Source organism: Rhodococcus globerulus (assembly GCF_019334125.1).
Taxonomy (GTDB): domain Bacteria; phylum Actinomycetota; class Actinomycetes; order Mycobacteriales; family Mycobacteriaceae; genus Rhodococcus_F; species Rhodococcus_F globerula.
This window is the reverse complement of sequence record NZ_CP079698.1, coordinates 1,997,353-2,021,807: the sequence shown is the minus strand read 5'-3', so window position 1 is coordinate 2,021,807 and position 24,455 is coordinate 1,997,353. Positions and strand designations below refer to the sequence as shown.

Below are 24,455 nucleotides of genomic sequence, written 5' to 3'. Positions count from 1 at the left end.
ACGAAACGCGGCAAGAAAAGGACACTAAGCGTGGCGGGACAAAAGATCCGCATCAGGCTCAAGGCCTACGACCACGAGGCGATCGACGCGTCAGCGCGCAAGATCGTCGAGACGGTAACCCGTACGGGTGCCCGCGTCGTTGGACCTGTGCCGTTGCCGACCGAGAAGAACGTATATTGCGTCATCCGCTCGCCGCACAAGTACAAGGACTCGCGCGAGCACTTCGAGATGCGTACTCACAAGCGGCTGATCGACATTCTCGACCCGACGCCGAAGACGGTTGACGCGCTCATGCGCATCGACCTTCCGGCCAGTGTCGACGTGAACATTCAGTGACGGCGGAGACAAAAACAATGACTGATACCAAGATCAAGGGAATCCTGGGCACCAAGCTCGGCATGACCCAGGTCTTCGACGAGAACAACCGGGTTGTCCCGGTCACCGTCGTCAAGGCTGGGCCGAACGTCGTAACCCAGATTCGTACCGAAGAGCGTGACGGCTACACGGCTGTTCAGCTCGCGTTCGGCGCAATCGACCCGCGCAAGGTGAACAAGCCGGTTTCCGGTCAGTTCGCCAAGGCTGGTGTGACCCCGCGTCGCCACGTCGTCGAGTTCCGCGTTGCGGATGCCTCCGACTACGAGGTCGGCCAGGAACTCACCGCTGAGGTCTTCGAGGACGGCGCATTCGTCGACGTCACCGGAACCAGCAAGGGTAAGGGATTCGCCGGAACCATGAAGCGTCACGGCTTCAAGGGACAGGGTGCATCGCACGGTACCCAGGCCGTTCACCGTCGCCCCGGCTCCATCGGCGGCTGTGCAACTCCCGGCCGCGTGTTCAAGGGCATGCGCATGTCCGGACGCATGGGTAGCGACCGCATCACGACGCAGAACCTCTCGGTCCACAAGGTGGATGCCGAGAACGGCCTGCTGCTGATCAAGGGTGCGATCCCCGGCCGCAAGGGCGGCCTCGTGATCGTCAAGAGTGCAGTGAAGGGTGGTGCACGAGCATGACCAGCACCGAGACCAAGTTGACCCTGGACGTCAAGGTCGCCGGCGGCAAGACCAACGGCACCGTCGATCTCCCCGCTGAGATCTTCGACGCTCCGGCCAACATCGCGCTTCTGCATCAGGTTGTCGTCGCGCAGCTCGCCGCTGCTCGTCAGGGAACCCACTCCACCAAGACCCGCGGTGAAGTCCGCGGCGGTGGCAAGAAGCCGTACCGCCAGAAGGGCACCGGCCGCGCACGCCAGGGCTCGACTCGCGCACCTCAGTTCGTCGGTGGCGGAACCGTTCACGGCCCGCAGCCGCGTGACTACAGCCAGCGCACCCCCAAGAAGATGAAGGCAGCCGCTCTCCGCGGAGCCCTCTCTGACCGCGCACGCAACGAGCGCATCCACGTCATCACCGAACTGGTTGCAGGGCAGACGCCTTCGACCAAGAACGCAATCGCGTTCCTCGGCGAGATCTCGGATCGCAAGAAGCTGCTGCTCGTCGTGGGTCGCCAGGATGTAGCCGCTTGGAAGAGCGTGCAGAACCTGGAAGGCGTGCATCCCATTGCACCCGACCAGCTCAACACCTACGACGTGCTCAATGCGGATGACGTCGTGTTCAGCGTCGAGGCGCTCAACGCGTTCATCCACGGGCCCGCCGAGACCGCCCAGGAAGAGAACAAGGAGGAGGCCAAGTGACGACCATCGCTGACCCCCGCGACATCCTGCTGGCACCGGTCATCTCCGAGAAGTCCTACGGACTTATCGAGGAAGGCACCTACACCTTCCTGGTGCACCCGGACTCGAACAAGACGCAGATCAAGATTGCCGTCGAGAAGGTCTTCGGTGTCACTGTGACCAGCGTCAACACCGCCAACCGTCAGGGCAAGCGTAAGCGGACGAAGTTCGGTTACGGAAAGCGCAAGAACACCAAGCGCGCTCTCGTGACTCTCGCCGCCGACAGCAAGCCCATCGAGATCTTCGGAGGACCGGTCGCGTAAGCGCCGGGACTTGACGAGACATAGAGGACGAGAAGACTCATGGCAATCCGTAAGTACAAGCCGACAACACCGGGCCGTCGTGGCTCGAGCGTCTCGGACTTCGCCGAGATCACTCGGTCGACCCCCGAGAAGTCGCTGGTTCGCCCGCTGCACGGCCGTGGTGGCCGTAACGCACACGGTCGTATCACCACCCGTCACAAGGGCGGCGGGCACAAGCGCGCCTACCGACTGATCGATTTCCGTCGCAACGACAAGGACGGAATCCCGGCCAAGGTCGCTCACATCGAGTACGACCCCAACCGCACAGCAAACATCGCACTCCTGCATTACGCAGACGGTGAGAAGCGCTACATCATCGCCCCCAAGGGCCTGGTGCAGGGTTCACCGATCGAGTCCGGTGCAGGCGCCGACATCAAGCCGGGCAACAACCTGCCGCTGCGCAACATCCCGACAGGTACCACCATCCACGGTGTGGAACTGCGTCCCGGCGGCGGAGCCAAGATGGCCCGTTCCGCAGGTGCCAGCATCCAGCTCCTCGGTAAGGAAGGCTCCTACGCCACGCTGCGTATGCCGTCCGGTGAAATCCGTCGCGTCGACGTGCGCTGCCGCGCATCCGTCGGCGAGGTCGGCAACGCCGAGCAGTCGAACATCAACTGGGGCAAGGCCGGCCGTATGCGTTGGAAGGGCAAGCGCCCGACCGTTCGTGGTGTCGTGATGAACCCGGTCGACCACCCGCATGGTGGCGGCGAGGGCAAGACCTCCGGTGGTCGCCACCCGGTCAGCCCGTGGGGTAAGCCGGAAGGCCGTACCCGCAAGAACAAGGCAAGCGACAAGATGATTGTTCGTCGCCGCCGTACCGGCAAGAACAAGCGCTAGGAGGGAGTGAAGGATGCCACGCAGCCTTAAGAAGGGCCCGTTCGTCGATGACCACCTCCTCGCGAAGGTGGATGTACAGAACGAAAAGGGAACCAAGCAGGTCATCAAGACCTGGTCCCGTCGTTCGACCATCATCCCGGACTTCATCGGCCACACGTTTGCGGTTCACGACGGCCGTAAGCATGTCCCCGTGTTCGTTTCCGACTCCATGGTCGGACACAAGCTCGGAGAGTTTGCACCGACCCGTACGTTCAAGGGTCACATCAAGGATGATCGGAAGGCGAAGAGGCGATGAGCAACACCGAAACCGCCAACCCGACTGCCAAGGCAGTAGCGCGCCACGTGCGCGTTACACCGATGAAGGCACGTCGTGTTGTGGACCTGGTCCGCGGGCGCTCGGTTGAAGACGCCCTGAACATTCTGAAGTTCGCGCCGCAGGCAGCGAGCGAGCCGGTCGCCAAGGTGATCGCCTCCGCAGCAGCCAACGCCGAGAACAACCTCGACCTCGACCCGAGCACGCTTGTCGTTGCGACGGCGTTCGTGGACGAGGGCGCGACCCTCAAGCGGTTCCAGCCGCGTGCACAGGGACGTGCGTTCCGTATTCGCAAGCGCACCAGTCACATCACCGTGATCGTGGAGAGCCTGCCGAAGTCCGGAACATCGACCCGTAATCGCCGGAAGGGAAGTGCTCAGTAGTGGGCCAGAAAATCAACCCGCACGGCTTCCGTCTCGGCATCACCACCGACTGGAAGTCTCGCTGGTACGCAGACAAGCAGTACGCGGAGTACGTCAAGGAAGACGTCGCGATCCGTAAGCTCCTCGCCACCGGCATGGAGCGCGCGGGAATCGCGAAGGTCGAGATCGAGCGCACCCGTGACCGTGTTCGCGTGGACATCCACACGGCACGTCCGGGCATCGTCATCGGCCGCCGCGGCGCCGAAGCCGATCGCATCCGTTCCGAGCTCGAGAAGCTGACCGGCAAGCAGGTTCAGCTGAACATCCTCGAGGTCAAGAACGCAGAAGCTGAAGCGCAGCTCGTCGCACAGGGTGTGGCCGAGCAGCTCTCGAACCGCGTTGCTTTCCGTCGTGCAATGCGCAAGGCCATTCAGTCGGCCATGCGTCAGCCGAACGTCAAGGGAATTCGCGTTCAGTGCTCCGGTCGTCTCGGCGGCGCCGAGATGTCCCGGTCGGAGTTCTACCGCGAAGGCCGTGTGCCGCTGCACACGCTTCGTGCGGACATCGACTACGGCCTCTACGAGGCCAAGACCACCTTCGGTCGCATCGGCGTCAAGGTCTGGATCTACAAGGGCGACATCGTTGGCGGCAAGCGTGAGCTCGCAGCCACCGCCGCCGCTCCGGCCGGGGATCGCCCGCGCCGCGAGCGTCCGAGCCGTCCCCGTCGTTCCGGCGCAACCGGCACCACCGCGACTAGCACCGAGGCCGGCCGCGCAGCGACCGCAACCGCCGATGCTCCCGCAACTGATCAGAATCAGGAGGGCTGACGCATGTTGATCCCTAGGCGGGTCAAGCACCGCAAGCAGCACCACCCGAGCCGTTCGGGTGCCGCCAAGGGCGGTACCCAGGTGACATTCGGTGACTACGGCATCCAGGCTCTCGAGCCTGCCTACATCACCAACCGGCAGATCGAGTCCGCTCGTATCGCCATGACTCGGCACATCAAGCGTGGCGGCAAGATCTGGATCAACATCTTCCCGGATCGCCCCCTCACGAAGAAGCCGGCCGAAACCCGAATGGGTTCCGGTAAGGGTTCGCCCGAGTGGTGGATTGCCAACGTCAAGCCCGGACGCGTTCTGTTCGAGATGACATACCCCAACGAGGAGATCGCTCGTGAGGCCCTGCGCCGCGCGATGCACAAGCTCCCGTGCAAGTGCCGGATCGTGACCAGAGAGGAGCAGTTCTGATGGCTACTGGAACCCCAGCAGCAGAGCTCCGCGAGCTCAGTGAAGACGAGCTGGTCACCCGGCTCCGCGAAGCGAAGGAAGAACTTTTCAACCTTCGTTTCCAGATGGCCACAGGCCAGATGGACAACAACCGACGACTGCGCACCGTTCGTCACGAGATCGCGCGCATCTACACCGTCCTGCGTGAGCGTGAGCTCGGACTCGCTGTGGGTCCGGATGCAGGTGACGCGGCATGAGTGAGGAAAAAGCAGTGAGCACAGAAGAGCGCGCGAGCCGTAAGGTCCGTGTCGGATACGTAGTTTCCGACAAGATGGAAAAGACGATCGTGGTCGAGCTCGAAGACCGCGTCAAGCACAAGCTCTACGGCAAGATCATCCGCCGTACGACCAAGGTGAAGGCGCATGACGAGAACGGCGTTGCCGGCGTCGGCGACCGCGTTCAGCTGATGGAAACCCGTCCGCTGTCCGCGACGAAGCACTGGCGTCTGGTCGAGGTCCTCGAAAAGGCCAAGTAAGCCTGATCGTGATCTCGAGCTGATCGAGCACAACCGAATGGCCCGCTTCCCGTTGGGGGAGTGGGCCATTCGGCTTTCGGTCAGGAATGCAGATGGTGGGCAAGGTGCGCTGATTTGGTAATCGGTGAACCCTTCCCTACAATAGAACGGTTGCCTGTGGCAGAGGTGTGTCTTCACGTGCGCAGCTCGACCGGTGCTTGCAGTGATCGCCTTCATCGATGAACTTCGGTGGGGCAGCAGCTCAGACACGACGCAGGTGGCAACAATGACCGCGCGCACCGGGTCGGTAATCCGTTGCGCACGAAATTCCAGGTCTAGGGAGATCAAGTGATTCAGCAGGAGTCGCGAGTTCGCGTCGCTGATAACACGGGTGCCAAGGAAATCCTTTGCATCCGCGTTCTCGGCGGTTCGTCACGTCGCTACGCCGGGATCGGTGACGTCATCGTCGCCACCGTCAAGGACGCAATCCCCGGTGGAAACATCAAGAAGGGTGAGGTCGTCAAGGCCGTCATCGTTCGCACGACCAAGGAGCGCCGTCGTCCGGACGGTTCCTACATCAAGTTCGACGAGAACGCAGCAGTGCTCATCAAGGCTGACAGCGATCCCCGTGGAACCCGCATCTTCGGACCCGTCGGCCGTGAGCTGCGCGAGAAGAAGTTCATGAAGATCGTTTCGCTCGCCCCGGAGGTGCTGTGATGAAGGTGCACAAGGGTGACACCGTTCTGGTCATCGCCGGTAAGGACAAGGGCGCGAAGGGCAAGGTCATTCAGGCTTTCCCCGCGACCGACAAGGTCCTCGTCGAAGGCGTGAACCGAATCAAGAAGCACACCGCGGTTTCCGCGAACGAGCGCGGAGCATCCTCCGGCGGCATCGTCACGCAGGAAGCTCCGATCCACGTATCCAACGTTGCAGTCGTCGACTCGGACGGAAACCCCACTCGCGTGGGCTACCGCACCGATGAAGAGACCGGCAAGCGCGTTCGGGTTTCCCGGAAGAACGGGAAGGACATCTGACATGACCTCCACCGAAAACAAGGTCCAGCCGCGCCTCAAGGCACGCTACCGCGCTGAGATCAAGGACGCGCTCAACAGCGAGTTCGACTACGCCAACGTCATGCAGATCCCCGGTGTTGTCAAGGTTGTCGTCAACATGGGCGTCGGCGACGCTGCCCGTGACGCCAAGCTGATCAACGGCGCTGTCCACGACTTGTCTCTCATCACGGGCCAGAAGCCCGAGATCCGTAAGGCACGTAAGTCCATCGCGCAGTTCAAGCTTCGCGAAGGCATGCCCATCGGCGCACGCGTCACCCTCCGTGGCGACCGTATGTGGGAGTTCCTGGACCGCCTCGTGTCTGTCGCGCTGCCCCGTATCCGCGACTTCCGCGGTCTCTCGGGCAACCAGTTCGACGGCAACGGCAACTACACGTTCGGCCTCAACGAGCAGTCGATGTTCCATGAGATCGACGTGGACAAGATCGATCGCCCCCGCGGTATGGACATCACCGTCGTGACCACCGCAACCAACAACGAAGAAGGCCGTGCACTGCTCAAGCACCTCGGCTTCCCGTTCAAGGAGAACTGAGCGCATGGCTAAGAAGGCATTGGTCAACAAGGCCAACAAGAAGCCCAAGTTCGCGGTTCGCGCCTACACCCGCTGCCAGCGCTGCGGTCGCCCGCACGCTGTGTTCCGCAAGTTCGGCCTGTGCCGAATCTGCTTGCGCGAGATGGCACACGCCGGCGAGCTTCCCGGAGTTCGCAAGAGCTCCTGGTGATCTGAGACCTTTTCGGTCTTGTCACTTCACGCTTGTGAATGGGCGTGGGTTCCTTCGGGAATCCACGCCCATTCGGCATTTATCGGGTATTTCCCAGATATGGGGACGCGCTGTTTGGACAGGACGGCCAAAGTTCCCTACACTAGAGCGGTTGCCGTGGCTGACGCATGCGTTCAGCTCGGTGCGGTAACTTACGCCGTCTGACATAAGTCGGACGGCCCAGCCGAATTGCTGGAGGCCCACGACCGGACTCGTCCGGTGTTGCATGGGAACCACAGCGAGAAAGGTGTCGAGGTCGACCTATGACCATGACTGACCCCATCGCAGACTTCTTGACGCGTCTGCGCAACGCCAACACGGCGTACCACGATGAGGTGAAGCTTCCCCACTCGAAGATCAAGGCGAACATTGCCGAGATCCTCAAGCGCGAGGGCTACATCTCCGACTTCCGTACCGAAGACGCCGAGGTCGGCAAGACCCTCGTCGTCGATCTGAAGTACGGCCCCAGCCGCGAGCGTAGCCTCGCCGGCGTGCGTCGCGTTTCCAAGCCCGGTCTCCGGGTTTACGCGAAGTCCACCAACCTGCCCAAGGTCCTCGGAGGCCTCGGCGTGGCGATCATCTCCACGTCGTCCGGTCTGCTCACCGATCGCCAGGCGGCCAATCAAGGAGTAGGCGGGGAAGTCCTCGCCTACGTCTGGTAGAGGGAGGCCACCACAATGTCGCGTATTGGAAAGATTCCGGTCAACGTCCCCGCGGGCGTCGACGTTACGATCGCCGGCCAGGACGTCACGGTCAAGGGGCCCAAGGGCACCCTGGCACTGACGATCGCCGAGCCCATCGAGATCGCCAAGGCTGAGGACGGCTCCCTGAGCGTCACTCGCCCCGACGACGAGCGTCGCAGCCGTGCGCTGCACGGTCTGTCGCGGACCTTGGTTGCGAACATCATCACCGGTGTCACCGAGGGTTACACCAAGAAGATGGAAATCCACGGTGTCGGTTACCGCGTGGCGCTGAAGGGCAAGGACCTCGAGTTCGCGCTCGGCTTCAGCCACCCGGTCCCGATCGAGGCTCCCGAAGGCATCACCTTCGTCGTCGAGTCGCCCACCCGGTTCTCGGTGTCAGGCATCGACAAGCAGAAGGTCGGGCAGATCTCGGCCAACATCCGTCGTCTCCGTCGTCCGGACCCGTACAAGGGTAAGGGCGTGCGTTACGAGGGTGAGCAGATCCGCCGCAAGGTCGGAAAGACGGGTAAGTGATATGAGCCAGACTGCAAACCAGAAAGCCAAGCGGATTCCGCTCGGCAAGGATGCGTCCACGAAGCGTCGTCTCTCGAAGACACGTCGTCACTTCCGTCTCCGCAAGAAGGTCTCCGGCACGCCCGAGCGTCCCCGCTTGGTCGTCAACCGGTCCTCACGCCACATCCACGTCCAGCTCGTGGACGACCTGGCCGGCCACACTCTGGCTGCTGCGTCGACCATCGAAGCCGACGTGCGCGTGGCCGAAGGCGACAAGAAGGCTGCGAGCGCGAAGGTCGGTCAGCTGATCGCCGAGCGCGCAAAGGCTGCCGGCGTGGAAGCAGTGGTCTTCGACCACGGCGGACACGGCTACCACGGTCGCATCGCGGCCTTGGCAGACGCAGCTCGCGAAGGCGGGTTGAAGTTCTGATGACCAACATTTTCAACGGAAGGACAGCCTGATGCCGGGACGTCAAAGGCGTGACGGCGGAAGCGGACCCGCCGGACAGAATGGCCCCAACAGCGGCGACAACAGCAACGCTCGTGGGGACAACCGTGGTGGCGGCCGTGACCGTCGCGACGGTGGCCGTGGCGGAAACGCTGCGGAGAAGTCACAGTTCATCGAGCGCGTTGTCACGATCAACCGCGTCTCCAAGGTCGTCAAGGGTGGTCGTCGCTTCAGCTTCACCGCTCTCGTGATCGTCGGAGACGGCAACGGACTGGTCGGCGTCGGCTACGGCAAGGCCAAGGAAGTTCCCGCGGCCATCCAGAAGGGTGTCGAGGAGGCTCGCAAGAGCTTCTTCCGCGTCCCGATGATCGGCAACACCATCACTCACCCCGTTCAGGGTGAGGCTGCTGCCGGCATCGTCATGCTTCGCCCGGCAAGCCCCGGTACCGGTGTTATCGCCGGTGGCGCGGTGCGTGCCGTGCTGGAGTGCGCTGGTATCGCGGACATCCTGTCGAAGTCGCTCGGTAGCGACAACGCCATCAACGTCGTGCACGCGACCGTTGCCGCGCTCAAGGGTCTGCAGCGTCCCGAGGAAGTTGCGGCTCGCCGCGGCCTCACCCTCGAAGAGGTTGCACCCGCCGGCATGCTGCGCGCACGCGCACAGGCTGCTGGGAGTGTGAAGTAATGGCAGATCTCAAGGTCACTCAGATCAAGAGCATCATCGGGACCAAGCAGAACCAGAAGGATTCTCTGCGCACGCTCGGTCTCAAGGGCATCCGTCAGACCGTTGTTCGTGAGGACAACGCACAGAACCGCGGTCTGATCAACGTGGTGCGCCACCTCGTAACAGTTGAGGAGGTCTAACCATGACCATCAAACTGCACCACCTGCGCCCCGCTCCCGGATCCAAGTCCAACAAGATTCGTGTTGGACGCGGCGAGGGCGGCAAGCGTGGTAAGACCGCAGGTCGCGGTACCAAGGGCACCAAGGCACGTAACACCGTGCGCGTGGGCTTCGAGGGTGGACAGATGCCGCTTCACATGCGTCTGCCCAAGCTCAAGGGCTTCAAGAACCCCTTCCGCACCGAGTACCAGGTCGTCAATGTCGGCGACATCGCCCGTCTGTTCCCCGAAGGTGGAGCAATCTCGGTCGAGGATCTCGTTGCCAAGGGCGCAGTCCGCAAGAACCAGCTCGTCAAGGTTCTGGGCGACGGCGAACTGACTGTTGCCGTTCAGGTGACCGTCGACAAGTTCACCGGTTCCGCCAAGGAAAAGATTGCTGCTGCCGGTGGTTCCGCCACCGAGCTGTGAGTAATCACGCGTAGCTAGTCCGATGGCCGCAGCGCAGCATTTGCTGTGCTGCGGCCATCGGCGTCTGTGCTGTTCGTCCCGAAAGTGTGGCCCCGTCGACCGGGTCAGGCACACTGGTTGTATCTTCGGCTTACCCGAGTTTCGTGGTCGGCTCGTTTAGTTCCCATAAATTGACTGTTAGAGTTCTGAAGTTCGGCAGGTCAAAAGATCTGCCCCCAACCGTCGTGCCAGGAGGATCTTTGCTTTCCGCCTTCGTTTCGGCCCTCAGGACACCCGACCTGAGGCGGAAGATCCTATTCACCCTCGGCCTGGTAGCCCTCTACCGGGTCGGCGCAGTGCTTCCGTCACCTGGTGTCGACTACGCCAGAGTGCGTGAGTGCATCGACATAGCTAACTCTGGTGACTCGGCGGGCATCTACTCGCTGATCAACTTGTTCTCCGGTGGTGCGCTACTCCAGTTGTCGGTGTTTGCGATCGGCATCATGCCGTACATCACCGCCAGCATTATCGTTCAGCTGCTGACCGTGGTCATCCCGAAGTTCGAGGAGCTTCGCAAGGAGGGCCAGTCGGGTCAGGCCAAGATGACGCAGTACACGCGCTATCTCTCCATCGCTTTGGCTGTGCTTCAGTCGACGGGCATCGTTGCGCTCGCAGCTAGGGGACAGCTACTGCAAGGCTGTGACGACATCATCGCCGACAAGTCGATCTTCGGCTTGATCATTCTTGTCCTGGTCATGACGGCCGGCGCCGCACTCGTCATGTGGTTCGGTGAGCTCATCACCGAACGGGGCGTCGGTAACGGCATGTCGCTCCTCATCTTCGCCGGTATCGCCTCGCGTATCCCGTCCGAAGGCAAGGCCATTCTGGACAGCCGTGGTGGCCTCGTCTTTGCACTCGTCTGCTTTGCAGCGCTCTTGATCATTGCCGGCGTCGTCTTCGTCGAGCAGGGCCAGCGTCGAATTCCCGTCCAGTACGCCAAGCGCATGGTGGGACGCAAGATGTACGGCGGCTCGTCGACGTACCTGCCGCTCAAGGTCAACCAGGCCGGTGTCATCCCGGTGATCTTCGCGTCGTCGCTGCTGTACCTGCCTAACCTGATTGCGCAGCTCACGTCGGCAAGCACTGCGGTCGACCCCAGTTGGTGGCAGCGAATCATCAACACCTACTTGGTCAATCCCGCCAACCCGGTGTACATCCTGATCTACTTCGGTCTTATCGTGTTCTTCACGTACTTCTACGTCGCGATCACCTTCAATCCAGAAGAGCGCGCCGACGAGATGAAGAAGTTCGGTGGATTCATTCCAGGTATCCGTCCCGGTCAGCCGACCGCGGACTATCTCAACTACGTGCTGAGTCGCATCACCCTTCCGGGTGCGATCTACCTTGGCACCATTGCTGTTCTGCCCAATCTGTTCCTCGACATCGGGAACGGCGGCGGCGCGCAGAACCTGCCGTTCGGTGGCACCGCGGTGCTGATCATGGTCAGCGTCGGTCTGGACACCGTGAAGCAGATCGAGAGTCAGCTAATGCAGCGCAACTATGAAGGGTTCCTCAAGTGAGACTTGTCCTCCTTGGTCCTCCCGGTGCCGGCAAGGGCACCCAGGCCGCGATCCTGTCCGAGAAGTTCGGTGTTCCCCATATCTCGACGGGCGACCTCTTCCGAGCCAACATCGGTCAGTCCACCCCGCTCGGCGTGGAAGCGAAGAAGTTCATCGACGCCGGTGAGCTTGTTCCCAGCTCGATCACCAATGACATGGTGAAGGCACGCGTTGCCGAGCCGGACGCCGCCAACGGATTCCTGCTCGACGGATTCCCGCGCTCGGTCGATCAGGCGGAAGCCCTCGAAGGCATCCTGAAGGATCTCGATACGAAGCTCGACGGTGTGCTTTCCTTCGTCGTCGACGAAGACATCGTGGTGGAGCGAATGCTCGCGCGTGGCCGTGCAGACGACACCGAGGACGTGATTCGCAACCGCCTCCGGGTCTACCGCGACGAGACGTCGCCGCTGTTCGACTACTACAAGGACAGCATCGTTTCCGTCGACGCGATCGGCGAGGTCGAAGAAGTCAACGCTCGCGCACTGGCAGCGCTGGGTAAGTAATGGTTTTCGGGCGTAAACGCAAGGTTGTTCCGTTCCGCTCCGCGGGCGAACTCGACGCAATGGCTGCGGCCGGCGCAATCGTGGGTTCGGCGTTGGTGGCGGTACGCGCTGCGGCAAAGCCCGGTGTCAGCACCCTGGAATTGGATGCGGTCGCCGAATCTGTCATCCGCGATGCGGGTGCGGTGCCGTCCTTCCTCGGCTACAACGGTTTCACCGGTTCGATCTGTTCTTCGGTCAACGACCGGGTTGTTCACGGAATCCCGTCGGCGCAGGACGTCCTGGCCGAGGGTGACCTGGTGTCCATCGACTGCGGCGCGATCCTCGAGGGTTGGCACGGAGACTCCGCGTGGACGTTCGGTGTCGGTGAGATAAGTGCAGCCGATCAGGATCTGAGCGAAGCAACTCGATTGTCCATGGAAGCCGGCATTGCGGCGATGATCGCAGGCAACCGTCTGACAGACGTTTCGCACGCCATCGAGCTCGGCACCCAGGCCGCCGAGAAGCTACACGGCCGTTCATACGGAATCGTCGACGGCTACGGCGGTCACGGTATCGGCCGTGAGATGCACATGGATCCGTTCCTGGCCAACGAAGGTGCCCCGGGCAAGGGGCCCGAGTTGGTGATCGGATCTTGCCTGGCAATCGAGCCGATGTTGACGCTCGGGACCACGGATACCGTGATTCTCGATGACGACTGGACTGTGGTGACCACCGACGGTTCGCGTGCTGCTCACTGGGAGCACACTGTTGCTGTCACGGCGGACGGCCCGCGAATTCTGACGCTGCGACCGGAGTAGTTTTCGGCTCCAACGCTCGACAAGTGTTGACAGCAAGAGTGATTCGCTCTTCGAGAAGTCCCGGTCCCGCAAGGGGTCGGGACTTTTTCGGTTGCTGGTTCGGTGGCCGCGGAGGCATGGATTGCCGCCCAGATGCGCTGCCGTAGGGGAGGCGCATTTGGCCTGGTCGTTCTCTTCGCGTAACATAGCTAGGCGGTGCGCCATGCGTGTCGACAGCTTGTGTGTGTAGGACTGCCGCTACGGGGAACAACGCACCGAGTCGATGTAAAAATCATGTCGATGAAGAAACCATTGCGTGCCAATGTAACGGAAGCCGATGCACGAAGCATGCCAAACCAAACGGATCGCGGAGGATATGGCTAAGAAAGACGGGGCCATCGAGGTCGAAGGACGAGTAGTCGAGCCGCTGCCCAATGCGATGTTCCGCATTGAGCTCGAGAATGGCCACAAGGTCCTCGCCCACATCAGCGGAAAGATGCGTCAGCACTACATTCGCATCCTCCCGGAAGATCGCGTTGTCGTAGAGCTCTCGCCCTACGATTTGTCGCGCGGACGCATCGTTTACCGCTACAAGTAACGAACTTCCCGGATCTGACCTGGGTCAGGGAGAAGTACGTCTGCCGGGGTTCGCTTTGGCAGGCTGCGACAAAACAGGAGATCAGAAGACGTGAAGGTTCAGCCGAGCGTCAAGAAGATCTGCGAAAAGTGCAAAGTGATCCGCCGTAACGGTCGGGTCATGGTGATCTGCGAGAACCTGCGTCACAAGCAGCGTCAGGGCTAGATCTAGCTTTTCGAAGATCTGCTTGGCAACAAGCAAAGAAGACCTTCCAGTACCAGCCATTGTTGACGAGACCCCACGCGATCGTTTACCGATCGACAGGGTCGGACAATGGTTCACCCCCGGCACGGAGGCCGGGGCCCCACTGAGTTAGTTGATGAGACCAGCCACGTTCTCGGACGTGGTTACTCGGCAAGAGGCACAGGGGATGGGCTGGGAGCAGACCTCCGCACACCGATAGGAAATGCCAACATGGCACGTCTCTCTGGTGTTGATCTTCCTCGCGAAAAGCGCATGGAGATCGCACTGACATACATCTACGGCATCGGCCGTACCCGCTCCAAGGAAATCCTTGACGCCACCGGCGTCAACCCGGACCTCCGGAGCAAGGACCTCTCGGACGAGGACCTGGCAAAGCTCCGCGAGTACATCGAGGAGTCGCTCAAGGTTGAGGGTGACCTTCGCCGCGAGGTTCAGGCCGACATCCGTCGCAAGATCGAGATCGGCTGCTACCAGGGCCTGCGCCACCGTCGTGGTCTGCCCGTGCGTGGTCAGCGCACCAAGACCAACGCCCGTACCCGTAAGGGTCCGAAGCGCACCATTGCCGGCAAGAAGAAGGCGAAGTAATGCCCCCGAAGTCACGTAGCACCGGTCCGAAGAAGACCCAGAAGACGCGTCGCAGGGATAAGAAGAACATCCCGCACGGCGCCGCTCACATCAAGAGCACCTTCAACAACACCATCGTGTCCATCACGGACCCCGCCGGAAATGTCATTTCCTGGGCGTCCTCGGGACACGTCGGCTTCAAGGGTTCGCGTAAGTCGACTCCCTTCGCCGCTCAGCTTGCTGCTGAGAGCGCTGCCCGCAAGGCGCAGGAGCATGGTGTCAAGAAGGTTGACGTCTTCGTCAAGGGACCGGGTTCGGGTCGCGAGACCGCGATTCGTTCGCTCCAGGCCGCAGGCCTCGAGGTCGGCACCATTTCCGATGTAACTCCCCAGCCGCACAACGGCTGCCGTCCGCCCAAGCGGCGTCGGGTATAAGCGGGAAGGAATAGGTAGAAAATCATGGCACGTTATACCGGACCCATCACCCGCAAGTCGCGTCGTCTGCGCGTCGACCTCGTTGGAGGCGACCAGGCATTCGAGCGTCGCCCGTACCCGCCCGGACAGCACGGCCGCGCGCGTATCAAGGAGAGCGAGTACCTGCTCCAGCTGCAGGAGAAGCAGAAGGCTCGCTTCACCTACGGCGTCATGGAGAAGCAGTTCCGTCTGTACTACAAGGAGGCGAACAACCGCCCCGGTAAGACCGGCGAGAACCTGCTCACCATCCTGGAGTCGCGTCTCGACAACGTCGTGTACCGCGCAGGCCTCGCTCGCACGCGCCGCCAGGCACGTCAGCTGGTCACGCACGGTCACCTTCTCGTGAACAACAAGAAGGTCGACATCCCGAGCTACCGCGTCTCGCAGTACGACATCATCGATGTCAAGGAGAAGTCGCTCGCAACGCTTCCGTTCCAGGTTGCCCGTGAGACCGTCGGCGATCGCCCGGTTCCCGCGTGGCTGCAGGTTGTCGGCTCGCGTCTGCGGATCCTGGTTCACCAGCTTCCCGAGCGTGCGCAGATCGACATTGCTCTGCAGGAACAGCTCATCGTCGAGTACTACTCGAAGTAAGGTGCTCCGCGCCCTGTGCGCCTTTCCGGTAGTTCCGACTACCGGAAAGGCGCACGGGGCCGCAGGCCCTTTCCCATCGTGGGCGTCAAATAGTGGACGTCCGTACAGGAGGAAATACCATGCTCATTTCTCAGCGACCCACGTTGACCGAAGAGGTCATCGCTGATAACCGCTCGAAGTTCGTCATCGAGCCCCTGGAGCCAGGTTTCGGGTACACGCTCGGCAATTCGCTGCGCCGCACGCTGCTCTCGTCGATCCCCGGCGCTGCTGTCACCAGCATCCGCATCGACGGCGTTCTCCACGAGTTCACCACGGTCCCCGGAGTGAAGGAAGACGTCACTGACATCATCCTGAACCTCAAGGGCCTCGTCGTGAGCTCCGAAGAGGACGAGCCGGTCACCATGTACGTCCGCAAGCAGGGCCCCGGCGCTGTTACCGCAGGCGACATCGTGCCCCCGGCCGGCGTCATCGTGAACAACCCTGATCTGCACATCGCCACCCTGAACGACAAGGGCAAGCTGGAGATCGAGCTCGTAGTCGAGCGCGGTCGTGGCTATGTCCCCGCCGTCCAGAACAAGGCGTCCGGCGCAGAGATCGGCCGCATTCCGGTCGACTCGATCTACTCGCCGGTGCTCAAGGTCACCTACAAGGTGGAGGCCACTCGCGTCGAACAGCGCACCGACTTCGATCGGCTCGTTCTCGACGTGGAAACGAAGAACTCCATCACCGCACGGGACGCGCTCGCTTCTGCGGGCAAGACCCTGGTTGAGCTCTTCGGCCTGGCCCGTGAGCTGAACGTCGAAGCAGAAGGCATCGAGATCGGACCCTCGCCCGCCGAGGCCGATCACATCGCTTCCTTCGGACTCCCCATCGAGGATCTGGACCTCACGGTCCGTTCCTACAACTGCCTCAAGCGCGAAGGTGTTCACACCGTCGGTGAGCTTGTCGGCCGTACCGAGTCCGATCTGCTCGACATCCGCAACTTCGGACAGAAGTCCATCGACGAGGTCAAGGTCAAGCTGCATTCGCTCGGCCTGTCCCTCAAGGACAGCCCCGCATCCTTCGATCCCACGACCGTTGCAGGCTACGACGCCGCCACCGGAACGTGGAGTGACACCGATGCCGGTTCCTTCGGCGATGCCGACGGTACCGAGGACTACGCCGAGACCGAACAGCTGTAGCAGCTCAGGTCCTTTACTAGGAGATCATCATGCCCAAGCCCAAGAAGGGTGCCCGCTTCGGCGGGTCGGCTTCCCACCAGAAGGCGATTTTCGCCAATCTGGCTACCGCGCTCTTCGAGCACGGTCGTATCACCACCACCGAGTCCAAGGCCAAGGCACTGCGCCCGTACGCCGAGAAGCTCGTCACGCACGCGAAGGCCGGCACGCTGGCTCACCGTCGTGAGGTGCTGAAGGTCATCCGTAACAAGGATGTCGTTCACACCCTGTTCGCCGAGATCGGCCCGTTCTACGCGGACCGTAACGGTGGATACACCCGCATCATCAAGACGATCCCCCGCAAGGGCGACAACGCGCCGATGGCAATCATCGAGCTCGTCAAGGAAAAGACCGTCACCTCCGAGGCTGACCGCGCACGTCGCGTCAAGGCTTCGCAGGATGCTCCCGCCGCAGAGAACGTCGTCGAGGCCGTAGAGGCTGACGCGACCGAGGCTGAGGTCGAGAACGCTGATGCAGTTGTCGAAGCTATCGAGGACGAGACCGCAACTGCGGCCGACGCCCCCGAGGCCAAGAAGGACTAGTTCCCTTGGTTTCAGCACACGCTGAATCGAACGAGCCCGCCGCCCCCCTCGGGGACGGCGGGCTCGTTCGATTGCGGCTCGATATCTCTTATGACGGCACCGACTTCTCTGGTTGGGCCAGGCAGACCGATCTACGCACGGTGTGCGGTGAGATCGAAGACAAACTGGGAACTGTTCTACGGCAACCCGTTCAGTTGACCGTCGCCGGTCGGACGGATGCCGGCGTCCATGCGAGTGGTCAGGTCGCGCACGTCGACGTGCCGGGTGATCTCCTGCCGGACGATCCGTCGCGATTGGTTCGGCGGCTCGCTCGGTTCCTGCCGAAAGATGTTCGAGTCAAGAGTATTTCCGTCGTCCCGGCCGATTTCGACGCGCGTTTCTCCGCGATGCGACGCTATTACGAGTACCGGGTGTCCAACGCGATGTTCGGTGTCGAACCGCTTCGTGTGCGTGACATGGTTTCCTACCCGAAGGCTCTTGATCTGGCCGCGATGCAGGAAGCGTCGCAGCGACTCTTGGGACTTCATGACTTTGCCGCGTTTTGCAAGCGCCGCGAAGGAGCGACGACCGTACGCGAACTTCAGCGGTTCGACTGGACACAAGAGGGCACGGTGTTCACGGCCTACGTGAATGCCGACGCGTTTTGTTGGTCGATGGTGCGGAGTCTTGTCGGCGCCGTGCTGTCCGTCGGTGAGGGGCGTCGTACGTCGGATTGGCTTGCCGGGTTGCTCGACGAATCCTCACGGTCGAGTTCCATCCTGGTGGCACCGGCCCATGGTTTGTCGTTGGTGCGAGTCGATTACCCGGATTATTCGGAGTTGGCGGCCCGCAACGCGATTACCCGTGAGACCCGCGAATTGCCGTCGGCCGGCGGTTGCTGCGGCGACTGAAGGCGCTCATCGACATTGCCCTCCCACCATTGCCCTCCCACCATTGCCCTCCCACCATTGTGGGAGGGCAATGGTCGTATCCGGCTATCCCGCCAATTGGCGCGCGATGACCAGACGCTGAATCTGGTTGGTGCCCTCGAAGATCTGAGTGATTTTGGCTTCACGCATGTACCGCTCGACCGGGAAGTCCTGGGTGTACCCGTAGCCGCCGAATACCTGCACGGCGTCGGTCGTGACCTTCATCGCGGCGTCTGTGGCAATGAGCTTGGCGACGCTGGCGTTGCGGGAGTACGGCACTCCGGCGTCGCGGCGACGGGCCGCATCGAGGTACGTGGCACGAGCGGAGTCGACGGCTGCGGCCATGTCGGCGAGCACAAAGCCGAGGCCCTGATGGTCGATGATCCGCTTGCCGAAAGCCTTGCGTTCCTTGGCGTAGGCAACCGCGTCGTCGAGTGCGCCCTGGGCGATGCCGACGGCAACGGCCGCAATTCCCAACCGACCGGAGTCGAGGGCGCTGAATGCGATGGGAAGTCCCTGACCGCGCTGGCCGATGAGGCGCTCGTCCGGGATGAAGGCGTCGTCGTAGTTCGCAGAGGCGGTGGGAACAGCGCGCAGTCCCATCTTTTCCTCGGGCTTACCGAAGCTGAGGCCCTCGGTGTCCTTGTCCACCAGGAGGCAGGAGATGCCGCGTGAGCCGTCGTCGCTGGTGCGGGCGAAGAGGTTGTAGAAGTCTGCCTTGCCGCCGTTCGTGATCCAGGCTTTGCTGCCGTTGATGCGGTATCCACCGTCGACGGGTGCAGCCTTGCAGGACAACGCTGCTGCGTCGGATCCCGCCTGGGATTCGGAGAGGCTGTAGGCGCCGATGGTGTTGCCGCCCAGCATGTCCGGCAGCCACTTGTTCTTCTGTTCGTCGGTGCCGAAGGTGAAGAGTGGGAAGCAGGAGAGGCTGTGAACGCTCACTGCGACGGCAACTGCAGCCCACCGTGAGGCGATCTCTTCGAGAACTTGCAAGTAGACCTCGTACGGCTGATCGCCGCCGCCGAACTCCTCGGGGTACGGCAAGCTCAGGAGCCCGGCTTGTCCGAGAGCGGGGAAGACTCCATCCGGGTACTTCTCGGCCTTCTCGTACTCGTTGACCTTGGGGGCGAGGACCTTGTCTGCCACGTCTCGGGTCAGTTCGATGAGATCGCGAGCTTCTTGGCTGGGCATCAGACGTTCGACCGGCACTGTCGACTCCTGTTTCTGTAGTAGTACTGACAACGATACTGCAGTACTGTTTTCAGTATGGCAAGAGTGACGGCACGCAGAGTGCAGCTATTCGATCAGTTGGTTGCGCTTTTTCTCGACGAAGGATTCGCGCATCTCACTCTCGACGAGATCGCCGCGCGCCTGCATTGCTCCAAGAGCACCCTGTACACCGTCGCAGCCGGCAAGGACGATCTCGTGCGCGCCGTCACGGTCCATTTCTTTCGTACCGCGACCGATGCCGTCGAAGACGCGGTTGCAGCTCACGCGGATCCGTTGCAGCAAGTGAGCGCGTACCTCGAGGCCGTCGGCGATCAGCTTTGCGCCGCATCGCACCAGTTCATGGAGGACCTCGCGGCGTCCACGTCGGCGCGTCAGGTGTACGAGAAGAACACGTCGATCGCTGCGAGTCGGGTACGCGAGATGATTGTTCGAGGCGTGGAGGCCGGCGTGTTTCGCGAAGTACACGCGTCGTTTGTCGCTGACGCAGCCTCGAGCACGATGGTGCGCATACAGCAACGTGACGTCTACAAGGCGACCGGACTGGACGACGCGCAGGCGTACCGGGAACTTGCCGCCCTCATCACCACCGGGATTGCTGCGACGGGCGCGCCGTTACCATCAACGACATGACCGATCTGTTCGTCGAGGTAATTGTCGGTTCCGTGCGCGAGGGACGAATCGGCTTGGCTGTCGCCGATTGGTTTGTTGCGCGCGCCGTGAAACAACCGAATTGGTCTGTCTCGGTCATCGACCTCGCCGAATTGATGCTTCCAACCGATTTCTCGCCGTCGGAGGCCGCCGAGGAATTGCGTCGACGCATCGAGCGCGCCGACGCCGTTGTTGCGGTCACACCCGAATACAACCATGGATATTCTGCTGCTCTGAAGACGGCACTCGATTCGGTGAAACACGAATGGCGCGCGAAACCGATCGGTTTCGTGTCGTACGGGGGAGTGTCGGGAGGTTTGCGAGCGACGGAACAATTGCGGCAGGTTGTTGCCGAACTGCACATGGTGTCCGTGCGTCAAAGCGTGAGTATTCACCAGGCCCGCAAGCAATTCCGGTCGCCAAATCCTACTGTGGACGCTATCGCAACCGATGCCGCCGACCGGATGATCGGTCAATTGGACTGGTGGGGAAGAGGACTGCGCGAGCATCGCGGCCGGAAGTCGTATCCGGGGTGAATCCGCTACGGTGACACCGGGAACTCGGCCCCTGCCCGCGGTCGTCCGATGAAGGATGTTTCGGCGGCGATGGTCACCAGCGTGAGCTCGACGCTCGACTTGTCGGTCGCGACGACAATCCGATCGCCGAGGGCATTCGGCTGGACGATCGTGAGATCGGGTTCGATCTCAGGCCACTGTGCCGGGTCGCCGTACACGTAGACCGCGGTGACACCGGCGCGCGGGGGAAGAGCTCGAACACCGTCGAAGACAACGGCATTGAAGGTTCCTTCCGGTCCTTGCCCGTGGCCGGAAACTCGGAGGCGATCGGGGACACCCATCGAGTCGATCAAGGGTGTCCAGGTCTCGGGCCGATCCGTGTGGATCAGAACCCGGGTTCCGGTGGCGACGGCACGGAAGATCAATTGTTGGGCGAGATAGAGTTCCCCGGCCACGAAGACGGTATTCACGCCGGTCCCCGCAACGAGGGCAGCAACGCCTTGGCCTCGATCGTCGGATCCGAGGAGTTGTCCGCATCCCGCCAGTGGGAGCTCGAGCGCGGTCAGGTCGGCAGCATCCATCGTTCGGGTAGGCGAGATGGCGTCGAGCGAGGTGAGCGCGGTCGGCACGTTGGTCAGCAGGGCATCGCGTTGACGGCCACGCATGGATACCAGCCCGGCGACCGGGGCAGCTTTCGGGAGATGCCGAGTCGTGAATCGACAGGTGGCGCTCACTGCCGTCAGTCCGGTTTCGGGACGTGGCCGGAGCCGAACGGTGACCGAGGTGCCCAGTGTCGCGGCCGCCCACACCTGCGCGAGACTGCCTTTGGTAATTGCCTTCGGCTCGATTCCGTAACCGAGATTCGATACACCGGGAAGTGGTGTGGAACGCCATGTTTCGGCCACGTCTGCGACTTCCACGCCGCGACTGACCTGTGCGATCGACGAGGAGATCTCGGGTGCTGTCAAGATGCGGGCCCGTGCGCCGGCAGCTTCGAGAACCCGCACCACTCGGCTTGTTGCGACGGCGATGCTCCGCGCCGCTCCGTCGCCGCCACCACCGCGGCGGTCGACGGCATTCGAGCCTTCGATTCGGTCGAATCGTAGTGCAAGCCAGACGATTCTGGTGGCCGTAGCGGGTAGCGGGCCGATCAGACGGTCGTACACCTCGGTTGCCGGTGTTCCGGACGCCACCCGAAAACCGTGGCTGACGATGTCGATCCCGGTGAGCGAAATGTCGTGTTGGTGAAGGCAATCTGCGAGTTCCGCAGTGGGAAGGGCATGCGACGCGTCGAATGACGTTCGGCCGATTCGGGTCAGGTAGTCGTGCGGCGCCATGATCTCGACGACGCTCACCAGCGTCGAACCGTCGACGCGTAGGCCGATGGATTGCTCGCTGGGCGTCTGGAAGCTCACGATGGTACCGCTGGAGGTCTGGCACCGTCGCATGAATCGAACGGCGGTCCGAATCCACGTCGTGATCGATCGACCGCCGATATGCAGCAGCAGGATCACCGCGACGGCGGCTGCGATCGCGATTGCCCACCGCAATTCGAGTCCGGCAAACAGGGCGAGACACGCTGCGCTGATACCCACGGCCTGTGCACTGACGAGCTCGCGCGCCGAGATCCTGTGCGACGACGGCCAGTACTTCAAACGTGATCTGTCCACGGTTCCACCCCCGGGGGAACTGTACTGTGTCATCTCAGGGGATGACAGGTACGGGGGGAAATATGGCTGCTACACCTACAACTCGGTGGCAGGTCAACGGATACCGCTTCCTGGTTCGGCGCATGGAACATGCACTGGTCAGGCGGGATGTGCGGATGCTGCACGACCCGATGCGATCGCAATCGCGGGCCTTGATCGTCGGTATCGTGCTGGCGTCGCTGGGTCTTGCGGGGTGTGGTGTGCTTGCGCTTTTTCGGCCTCAGGACAAGATTGCCGATGCAGCCATCGTGGTCGGAAAAGACTCGGGTGCAATGTTTGTCGCAATGGAGGGCACATTTCACCCGGTTCTGAACCTTGCATCTGCGAGGTTGATCATCGGTTCGCCTGACAAGCCTTCGATCGTGAAGGAATCCGAAATCGATGGCAAGCCTAGGGGAGCGCTGGTCGGGATACCAGGTGGGCCGTCGGCACTACCGGAGGCGGCAGATCCGACAAATGCGCCTTGGGCGGTGTGTGACACCGTAGGCGCCGACGGCAATCGGTCCGTGGCCTCTACGGTGTTGGTCGGCGAGCCGAAGTTGCGGGAACTCGCGTCGTACTTGCCTTCCGATCACGCGCTTCTCGTGCGTTCGGGTGCTGATCATTTTCTCGTCTACGACGGGAAACGGGCTGCTGTCGACATCGGTGATCCGGCGATCACGCGGGCATTGGGTCTTGAAGGAATCGAGCCGCGGCCGATCAGCGTCGGCATGCTCAATGCGATCCCGGAGGTTCCGCGGTTGCAGGCTCCGACGATTCGTGGACTTGGCACAGTGCCGCAGTATCCGTTGGCGGACAAAACAGTCGGATCCGTTGTTCAAGTCTCCACGGGCTCCGAGATGATGTACTACGTCGTTCTCGAGGACGGTATACAGAAGGTCAGTTCAGCTGTGGCGCAACTGATCTACTTCTCCGACTCTCAAGGTGACTCGGGAATGGCCACTGTGACGCCGGATGCGATCAATCGCATTCCCTCGGTGAACGAACTTGCCACGGCCGCACTCCCGGCGCTGGCTCCGACCGTGGTGAACGAAGACGTAGCTCCGGTCAGTTGTCTTGTCTGGAAACCGGATCCGGCCTCGGTTGCAGCGCAGCGTAGCTCCGCGAGCGTGAGTGTGCTCGTGGGTAGCGACCTGCCGATTGCCGCTGACGCCAGGGTGGTTGCGCTGGCGCAGGCGGACGGGTCGGGGGATCGGTTGGATTTTGCCTACGTCGCGCCGGGTATGGGGGGATTTGTTCAGGCGACCGGGATCGAGACGGAGAGTACTCGGCGCGACAGCGTGTTCTATGTTGCCGATACCGGCGTGAAATACGGGGTGCCGAACGAAGATTCGGCGAAGGCGCTCGGACTCTCGAGACCTCCGGATCGCGCGCCTTGGCAAATGTTGGAGTTGTTGGCTTCGGGACCGTCACTCGACAAATCGAATGCCCTTGTTGCACATGACGGAATGACGCCAGACCCGTTTCCGGCGGCGCCGGTCAATTAGCGCTCGTGCGTGCGCTGAGAAAGTCCCCGACGCTGGTGACGGGGGCCGAAAGTATGCCAACGGCCGCGTCGATGATGAAGTAGGCCAAGCCCGTCCAGTCGGGGTCGATCGAGTCTTGCTGAACCAGTGACTCGTACCGGGCGCAGACGTCCGTGACCATGCGACCCATGATCCAGGCCCTGCCGGCCAGTACGGGTGGTGGCACGTTCGCGAGGAAGGCTCTCGTTTGCTGGATGAGGTCGTCTTCCAGCGGGTCCGACATCATGGAGATGAGTTCCATTCCGGATGGCACTGACCTCAATTGTTGGAGCAGGCGTGCCCGCCAGCTGGGCCGCGGCATCGATGCGAGCTGATCGGTCCACGGAAGGATGAGGCAGCTCAACAAGTCTCGGAGATCGGGGTTCTCACCCAGGACGGCGACGAGTTGTGTGCGGCGCAGCTTGGTCTCGGTCGCGTGACGCTCCAACAAAGCGCGGATGAGTTCGTCGCGTCCGCCGAAGTGATAGGCCACGGCGGAGTGATTGGCGTTGCCTGCGTGTTCGGCGATGTGACGGTTCGACACCGCGTCGATGCCGTGGGTGGCAAAGAGTTCCTCTGCCGAGTCCAGCAATGACTGCCGCACCCGATCTCCGTGTTGTCCCATGCTTCCTCCGTTTGCTGGTTCCCTGACTGGTCTTCCGGCGCGACGCCGCGGAAGTGGGATCAACGTCACGACTCTACCGATTGCCATTTTAAGTCATGCGGCGTAATTTTTTTAAGACGCGCAGCGTAATTTTTGATATTTAGGA

At 62.0% G+C, this 24,455-nt stretch carries 38 protein-coding genes; 35 read left to right on the top strand and 3 right to left on the bottom strand.

What is annotated here, in order from left to right:
* Positions 1–30: 30 nt before the first annotated feature.
* The 32 genes from rpsJ (at position 31) to truA (ending at position 18,060) form a co-directional block, all read left to right on the top strand.
* Complete coding sequence (gene rpsJ, locus KYT97_RS09310) at positions 31–336, top strand: 30S ribosomal protein S10 (protein ID WP_003938093.1); 306 nt, start codon at positions 31–33, stop codon at positions 334–336.
* A gap of 17 nt (positions 337–353) precedes the next feature.
* Positions 354–1,010 (top strand): 50S ribosomal protein L3, encoded by a 657-nt coding sequence (gene rplC / locus KYT97_RS09305; protein WP_033231381.1) that lies wholly within the window; start codon positions 354–356, stop codon positions 1,008–1,010.
* Complete coding sequence (rplD, locus tag KYT97_RS09300; RefSeq protein WP_033231380.1) at positions 1,007–1,687, top strand: 50S ribosomal protein L4; 681 nt, start codon at positions 1,007–1,009, stop codon at positions 1,685–1,687. Before rplC ends, rplD begins: the two co-directional genes overlap by 4 nt.
* Complete coding sequence (rplW, locus tag KYT97_RS09295; protein WP_033231379.1) at positions 1,684–1,989, top strand: 50S ribosomal protein L23; 306 nt, start codon at positions 1,684–1,686, stop codon at positions 1,987–1,989. Before rplD ends, rplW begins: the two co-directional genes overlap by 4 nt.
* Positions 1,990–2,028: 39 nt before the next feature.
* Positions 2,029–2,865 (top strand): 50S ribosomal protein L2, encoded by an 837-nt coding sequence (rplB, locus tag KYT97_RS09290; RefSeq protein WP_033231378.1) that lies wholly within the window; start codon positions 2,029–2,031, stop codon positions 2,863–2,865.
* 13 nt (positions 2,866–2,878) lie between these two features.
* Positions 2,879–3,160 carry a 30S ribosomal protein S19 gene (gene rpsS, locus KYT97_RS09285; protein ID WP_003940820.1) on the top strand — a complete coding sequence of 94 codons (282 nt, stop codon included), beginning with the start codon at positions 2,879–2,881 and terminating at the stop codon, positions 3,158–3,160.
* The gene (gene rplV, locus KYT97_RS09280; RefSeq protein ID WP_033231377.1) at positions 3,157–3,561 is read left to right on the top strand and encodes a 50S ribosomal protein L22; all 405 of its coding nucleotides are present in this window, start codon (positions 3,157–3,159) and stop codon (positions 3,559–3,561) included. Before rpsS ends, rplV begins: the two co-directional genes overlap by 4 nt.
* Positions 3,561–4,367, top strand: coding sequence for a 30S ribosomal protein S3 (gene rpsC, locus KYT97_RS09275; RefSeq protein WP_033231376.1), 807 nt, complete (start codon positions 3,561–3,563; stop codon positions 4,365–4,367). The genes rplV and rpsC overlap by 1 nt, the downstream gene beginning before the upstream one ends.
* Before the next feature lie 3 nt (positions 4,368–4,370).
* The gene (gene rplP / locus KYT97_RS09270; protein ID WP_003940899.1) at positions 4,371–4,787 is read left to right on the top strand and encodes a 50S ribosomal protein L16; all 417 of its coding nucleotides are present in this window, start codon (positions 4,371–4,373) and stop codon (positions 4,785–4,787) included.
* On the top strand, positions 4,787–5,023 hold the full coding sequence (gene rpmC / locus KYT97_RS09265) for a 50S ribosomal protein L29 (RefSeq protein ID WP_033231375.1): 237 nt from the start codon (positions 4,787–4,789) through the stop codon (positions 5,021–5,023). The genes rplP and rpmC overlap by 1 nt, the downstream gene beginning before the upstream one ends.
* Positions 5,020–5,301: a 30S ribosomal protein S17 gene (gene rpsQ / locus KYT97_RS09260; RefSeq protein ID WP_003941020.1), complete on the top strand. Its 282-nt coding sequence runs from the start codon at positions 5,020–5,022 to the stop codon at positions 5,299–5,301. The genes rpmC and rpsQ overlap by 4 nt, the downstream gene beginning before the upstream one ends.
* Before the next feature lie 327 nt (positions 5,302–5,628).
* Entirely contained in the window at positions 5,629–5,997 is a 369-nt protein-coding gene (rplN, locus tag KYT97_RS09255) for a 50S ribosomal protein L14 (RefSeq protein WP_003940951.1), read from the top strand.
* On the top strand, positions 5,997–6,314 hold the full coding sequence (rplX, locus tag KYT97_RS09250) for a 50S ribosomal protein L24 (protein WP_033231374.1): 318 nt from the start codon (positions 5,997–5,999) through the stop codon (positions 6,312–6,314). Before rplN ends, rplX begins: the two co-directional genes overlap by 1 nt.
* 1 nt (position 6,315) lies before the next feature.
* On the top strand, positions 6,316–6,882 hold the full coding sequence (gene rplE / locus KYT97_RS09245; protein WP_033231373.1) for a 50S ribosomal protein L5: 567 nt from the start codon (positions 6,316–6,318) through the stop codon (positions 6,880–6,882).
* A 4-nt stretch (positions 6,883–6,886) separates the two neighbouring features.
* The gene (locus KYT97_RS09240) at positions 6,887–7,072 is read left to right on the top strand and encodes a type Z 30S ribosomal protein S14 (RefSeq protein WP_033231372.1); all 186 of its coding nucleotides are present in this window, start codon (positions 6,887–6,889) and stop codon (positions 7,070–7,072) included.
* Positions 7,073–7,374: 302 nt separating this feature from the next.
* A complete protein-coding gene (rpsH, locus tag KYT97_RS09235) occupies positions 7,375–7,773 on the top strand; it encodes a 30S ribosomal protein S8 (RefSeq protein WP_033231371.1) in 399 nt (132 codons plus the stop codon).
* 15 nt (positions 7,774–7,788) lie between these two features.
* On the top strand, positions 7,789–8,328 hold the full coding sequence (gene rplF / locus KYT97_RS09230; protein ID WP_033231370.1) for a 50S ribosomal protein L6: 540 nt from the start codon (positions 7,789–7,791) through the stop codon (positions 8,326–8,328).
* A gap of 1 nt (position 8,329) precedes the next feature.
* A complete protein-coding gene (rplR, locus tag KYT97_RS09225) occupies positions 8,330–8,737 on the top strand; it encodes a 50S ribosomal protein L18 (RefSeq protein ID WP_033231369.1) in 408 nt (135 codons plus the stop codon).
* Between the two features lie 31 nt (positions 8,738–8,768).
* Positions 8,769–9,440: a 30S ribosomal protein S5 gene (gene rpsE / locus KYT97_RS09220; protein WP_033231368.1), complete on the top strand. Its 672-nt coding sequence runs from the start codon at positions 8,769–8,771 to the stop codon at positions 9,438–9,440.
* Entirely contained in the window at positions 9,440–9,619 is a 180-nt protein-coding gene (gene rpmD, locus KYT97_RS09215) for a 50S ribosomal protein L30 (protein WP_003940751.1), read from the top strand. Before rpsE ends, rpmD begins: the two co-directional genes overlap by 1 nt.
* A 2-nt stretch (positions 9,620–9,621) precedes the next feature.
* Complete coding sequence (rplO, locus tag KYT97_RS09210; protein WP_033231367.1) at positions 9,622–10,065, top strand: 50S ribosomal protein L15; 444 nt, start codon at positions 9,622–9,624, stop codon at positions 10,063–10,065.
* A 239-nt stretch (positions 10,066–10,304) separates the two neighbouring features.
* Positions 10,305–11,624 carry a preprotein translocase subunit SecY gene (gene secY, locus KYT97_RS09205; protein WP_033231366.1) on the top strand — a complete coding sequence of 440 codons (1,320 nt, stop codon included), beginning with the start codon at positions 10,305–10,307 and terminating at the stop codon, positions 11,622–11,624.
* Complete coding sequence (locus KYT97_RS09200) at positions 11,621–12,166, top strand: adenylate kinase (RefSeq protein ID WP_033231365.1); 546 nt, start codon at positions 11,621–11,623, stop codon at positions 12,164–12,166. Before secY ends, KYT97_RS09200 begins: the two co-directional genes overlap by 4 nt.
* Positions 12,166–12,963, top strand: a complete 798-nt coding sequence (map, locus tag KYT97_RS09195) for a type I methionyl aminopeptidase (RefSeq protein ID WP_033231364.1) — start codon at positions 12,166–12,168, stop codon at positions 12,961–12,963. Before KYT97_RS09200 ends, map begins: the two co-directional genes overlap by 1 nt.
* 355 nt (positions 12,964–13,318) lie before the next feature.
* A complete protein-coding gene (gene infA, locus KYT97_RS09190) occupies positions 13,319–13,540 on the top strand; it encodes a translation initiation factor IF-1 (protein WP_003418601.1) in 222 nt (73 codons plus the stop codon).
* Between the two features lie 90 nt (positions 13,541–13,630).
* Positions 13,631–13,744, top strand: coding sequence for a 50S ribosomal protein L36 (gene rpmJ, locus KYT97_RS09185; protein ID WP_003938068.1), 114 nt, complete (start codon positions 13,631–13,633; stop codon positions 13,742–13,744).
* Between the two features lie 249 nt (positions 13,745–13,993).
* Complete coding sequence (gene rpsM / locus KYT97_RS09180) at positions 13,994–14,368, top strand: 30S ribosomal protein S13 (RefSeq protein ID WP_033231363.1); 375 nt, start codon at positions 13,994–13,996, stop codon at positions 14,366–14,368.
* Positions 14,368–14,781 (top strand): 30S ribosomal protein S11, encoded by a 414-nt coding sequence (gene rpsK / locus KYT97_RS09175; RefSeq protein WP_003940683.1) that lies wholly within the window; start codon positions 14,368–14,370, stop codon positions 14,779–14,781. Before rpsM ends, rpsK begins: the two co-directional genes overlap by 1 nt.
* A 24-nt stretch (positions 14,782–14,805) precedes the next feature.
* A complete protein-coding gene (gene rpsD, locus KYT97_RS09170) occupies positions 14,806–15,411 on the top strand; it encodes a 30S ribosomal protein S4 (RefSeq protein WP_033231362.1) in 606 nt (201 codons plus the stop codon).
* 119 nt (positions 15,412–15,530) lie between these two features.
* Positions 15,531–16,592 (top strand): DNA-directed RNA polymerase subunit alpha, encoded by a 1,062-nt coding sequence (locus KYT97_RS09165; RefSeq protein WP_033231361.1) that lies wholly within the window; start codon positions 15,531–15,533, stop codon positions 16,590–16,592.
* Positions 16,593–16,621: 29 nt separating this feature from the next.
* Positions 16,622–17,170 (top strand): 50S ribosomal protein L17, encoded by a 549-nt coding sequence (gene rplQ, locus KYT97_RS09160; RefSeq protein WP_033231360.1) that lies wholly within the window; start codon positions 16,622–16,624, stop codon positions 17,168–17,170.
* 5 nt (positions 17,171–17,175) lie between these two features.
* Complete coding sequence (gene truA / locus KYT97_RS09155) at positions 17,176–18,060, top strand: tRNA pseudouridine(38-40) synthase TruA (protein ID WP_095886657.1); 885 nt, start codon at positions 17,176–17,178, stop codon at positions 18,058–18,060.
* Positions 18,061–18,144: 84 nt separating this feature from the next.
* Here truA and KYT97_RS09150 read toward each other — a convergent pair whose 3' ends face one another.
* Positions 18,145–19,287: an acyl-CoA dehydrogenase family protein gene (locus KYT97_RS09150; protein ID WP_033231358.1), complete on the bottom strand. Its 1,143-nt coding sequence runs from the start codon at positions 19,285–19,287 to the stop codon at positions 18,145–18,147.
* 57 nt (positions 19,288–19,344) lie between these two features.
* Between KYT97_RS09150 and KYT97_RS09145 the strand changes: the two genes are divergently transcribed.
* Positions 19,345–19,938, top strand: a complete 594-nt coding sequence (locus KYT97_RS09145; protein ID WP_219112142.1) for a TetR/AcrR family transcriptional regulator — start codon at positions 19,345–19,347, stop codon at positions 19,936–19,938.
* Positions 19,935–20,492, top strand: coding sequence for an NADPH-dependent FMN reductase (locus tag KYT97_RS09140; protein WP_033231356.1), 558 nt, complete (start codon positions 19,935–19,937; stop codon positions 20,490–20,492). The genes KYT97_RS09145 and KYT97_RS09140 overlap by 4 nt, the downstream gene beginning before the upstream one ends.
* Before the next feature lie 5 nt (positions 20,493–20,497).
* Here the strand turns inward: KYT97_RS09140 and eccE are convergent, their stop codons facing one another.
* On the bottom strand, positions 20,498–22,141 hold the full coding sequence (eccE, locus tag KYT97_RS09135) for a type VII secretion protein EccE (RefSeq protein ID WP_219112141.1): 1,644 nt from the start codon (positions 22,139–22,141) through the stop codon (positions 20,498–20,500).
* Between the two features lie 62 nt (positions 22,142–22,203).
* On the opposite strand from eccE, the gene eccB reads away from it, so the two are divergent.
* The gene (gene eccB, locus KYT97_RS09130; protein WP_219112140.1) at positions 22,204–23,667 is read left to right on the top strand and encodes a type VII secretion protein EccB; all 1,464 of its coding nucleotides are present in this window, start codon (positions 22,204–22,206) and stop codon (positions 23,665–23,667) included.
* On the opposite strand, the gene KYT97_RS09125 is transcribed toward eccB, so the two are convergent.
* On the bottom strand, positions 23,660–24,310 hold the full coding sequence (locus tag KYT97_RS09125) for a TetR/AcrR family transcriptional regulator (protein ID WP_219112139.1): 651 nt from the start codon (positions 24,308–24,310) through the stop codon (positions 23,660–23,662). The two genes, eccB and KYT97_RS09125, sit on opposite strands and share 8 nt — an antisense overlap.
* Between the last annotated feature and the right edge of the window lie 145 nt (positions 24,311–24,455).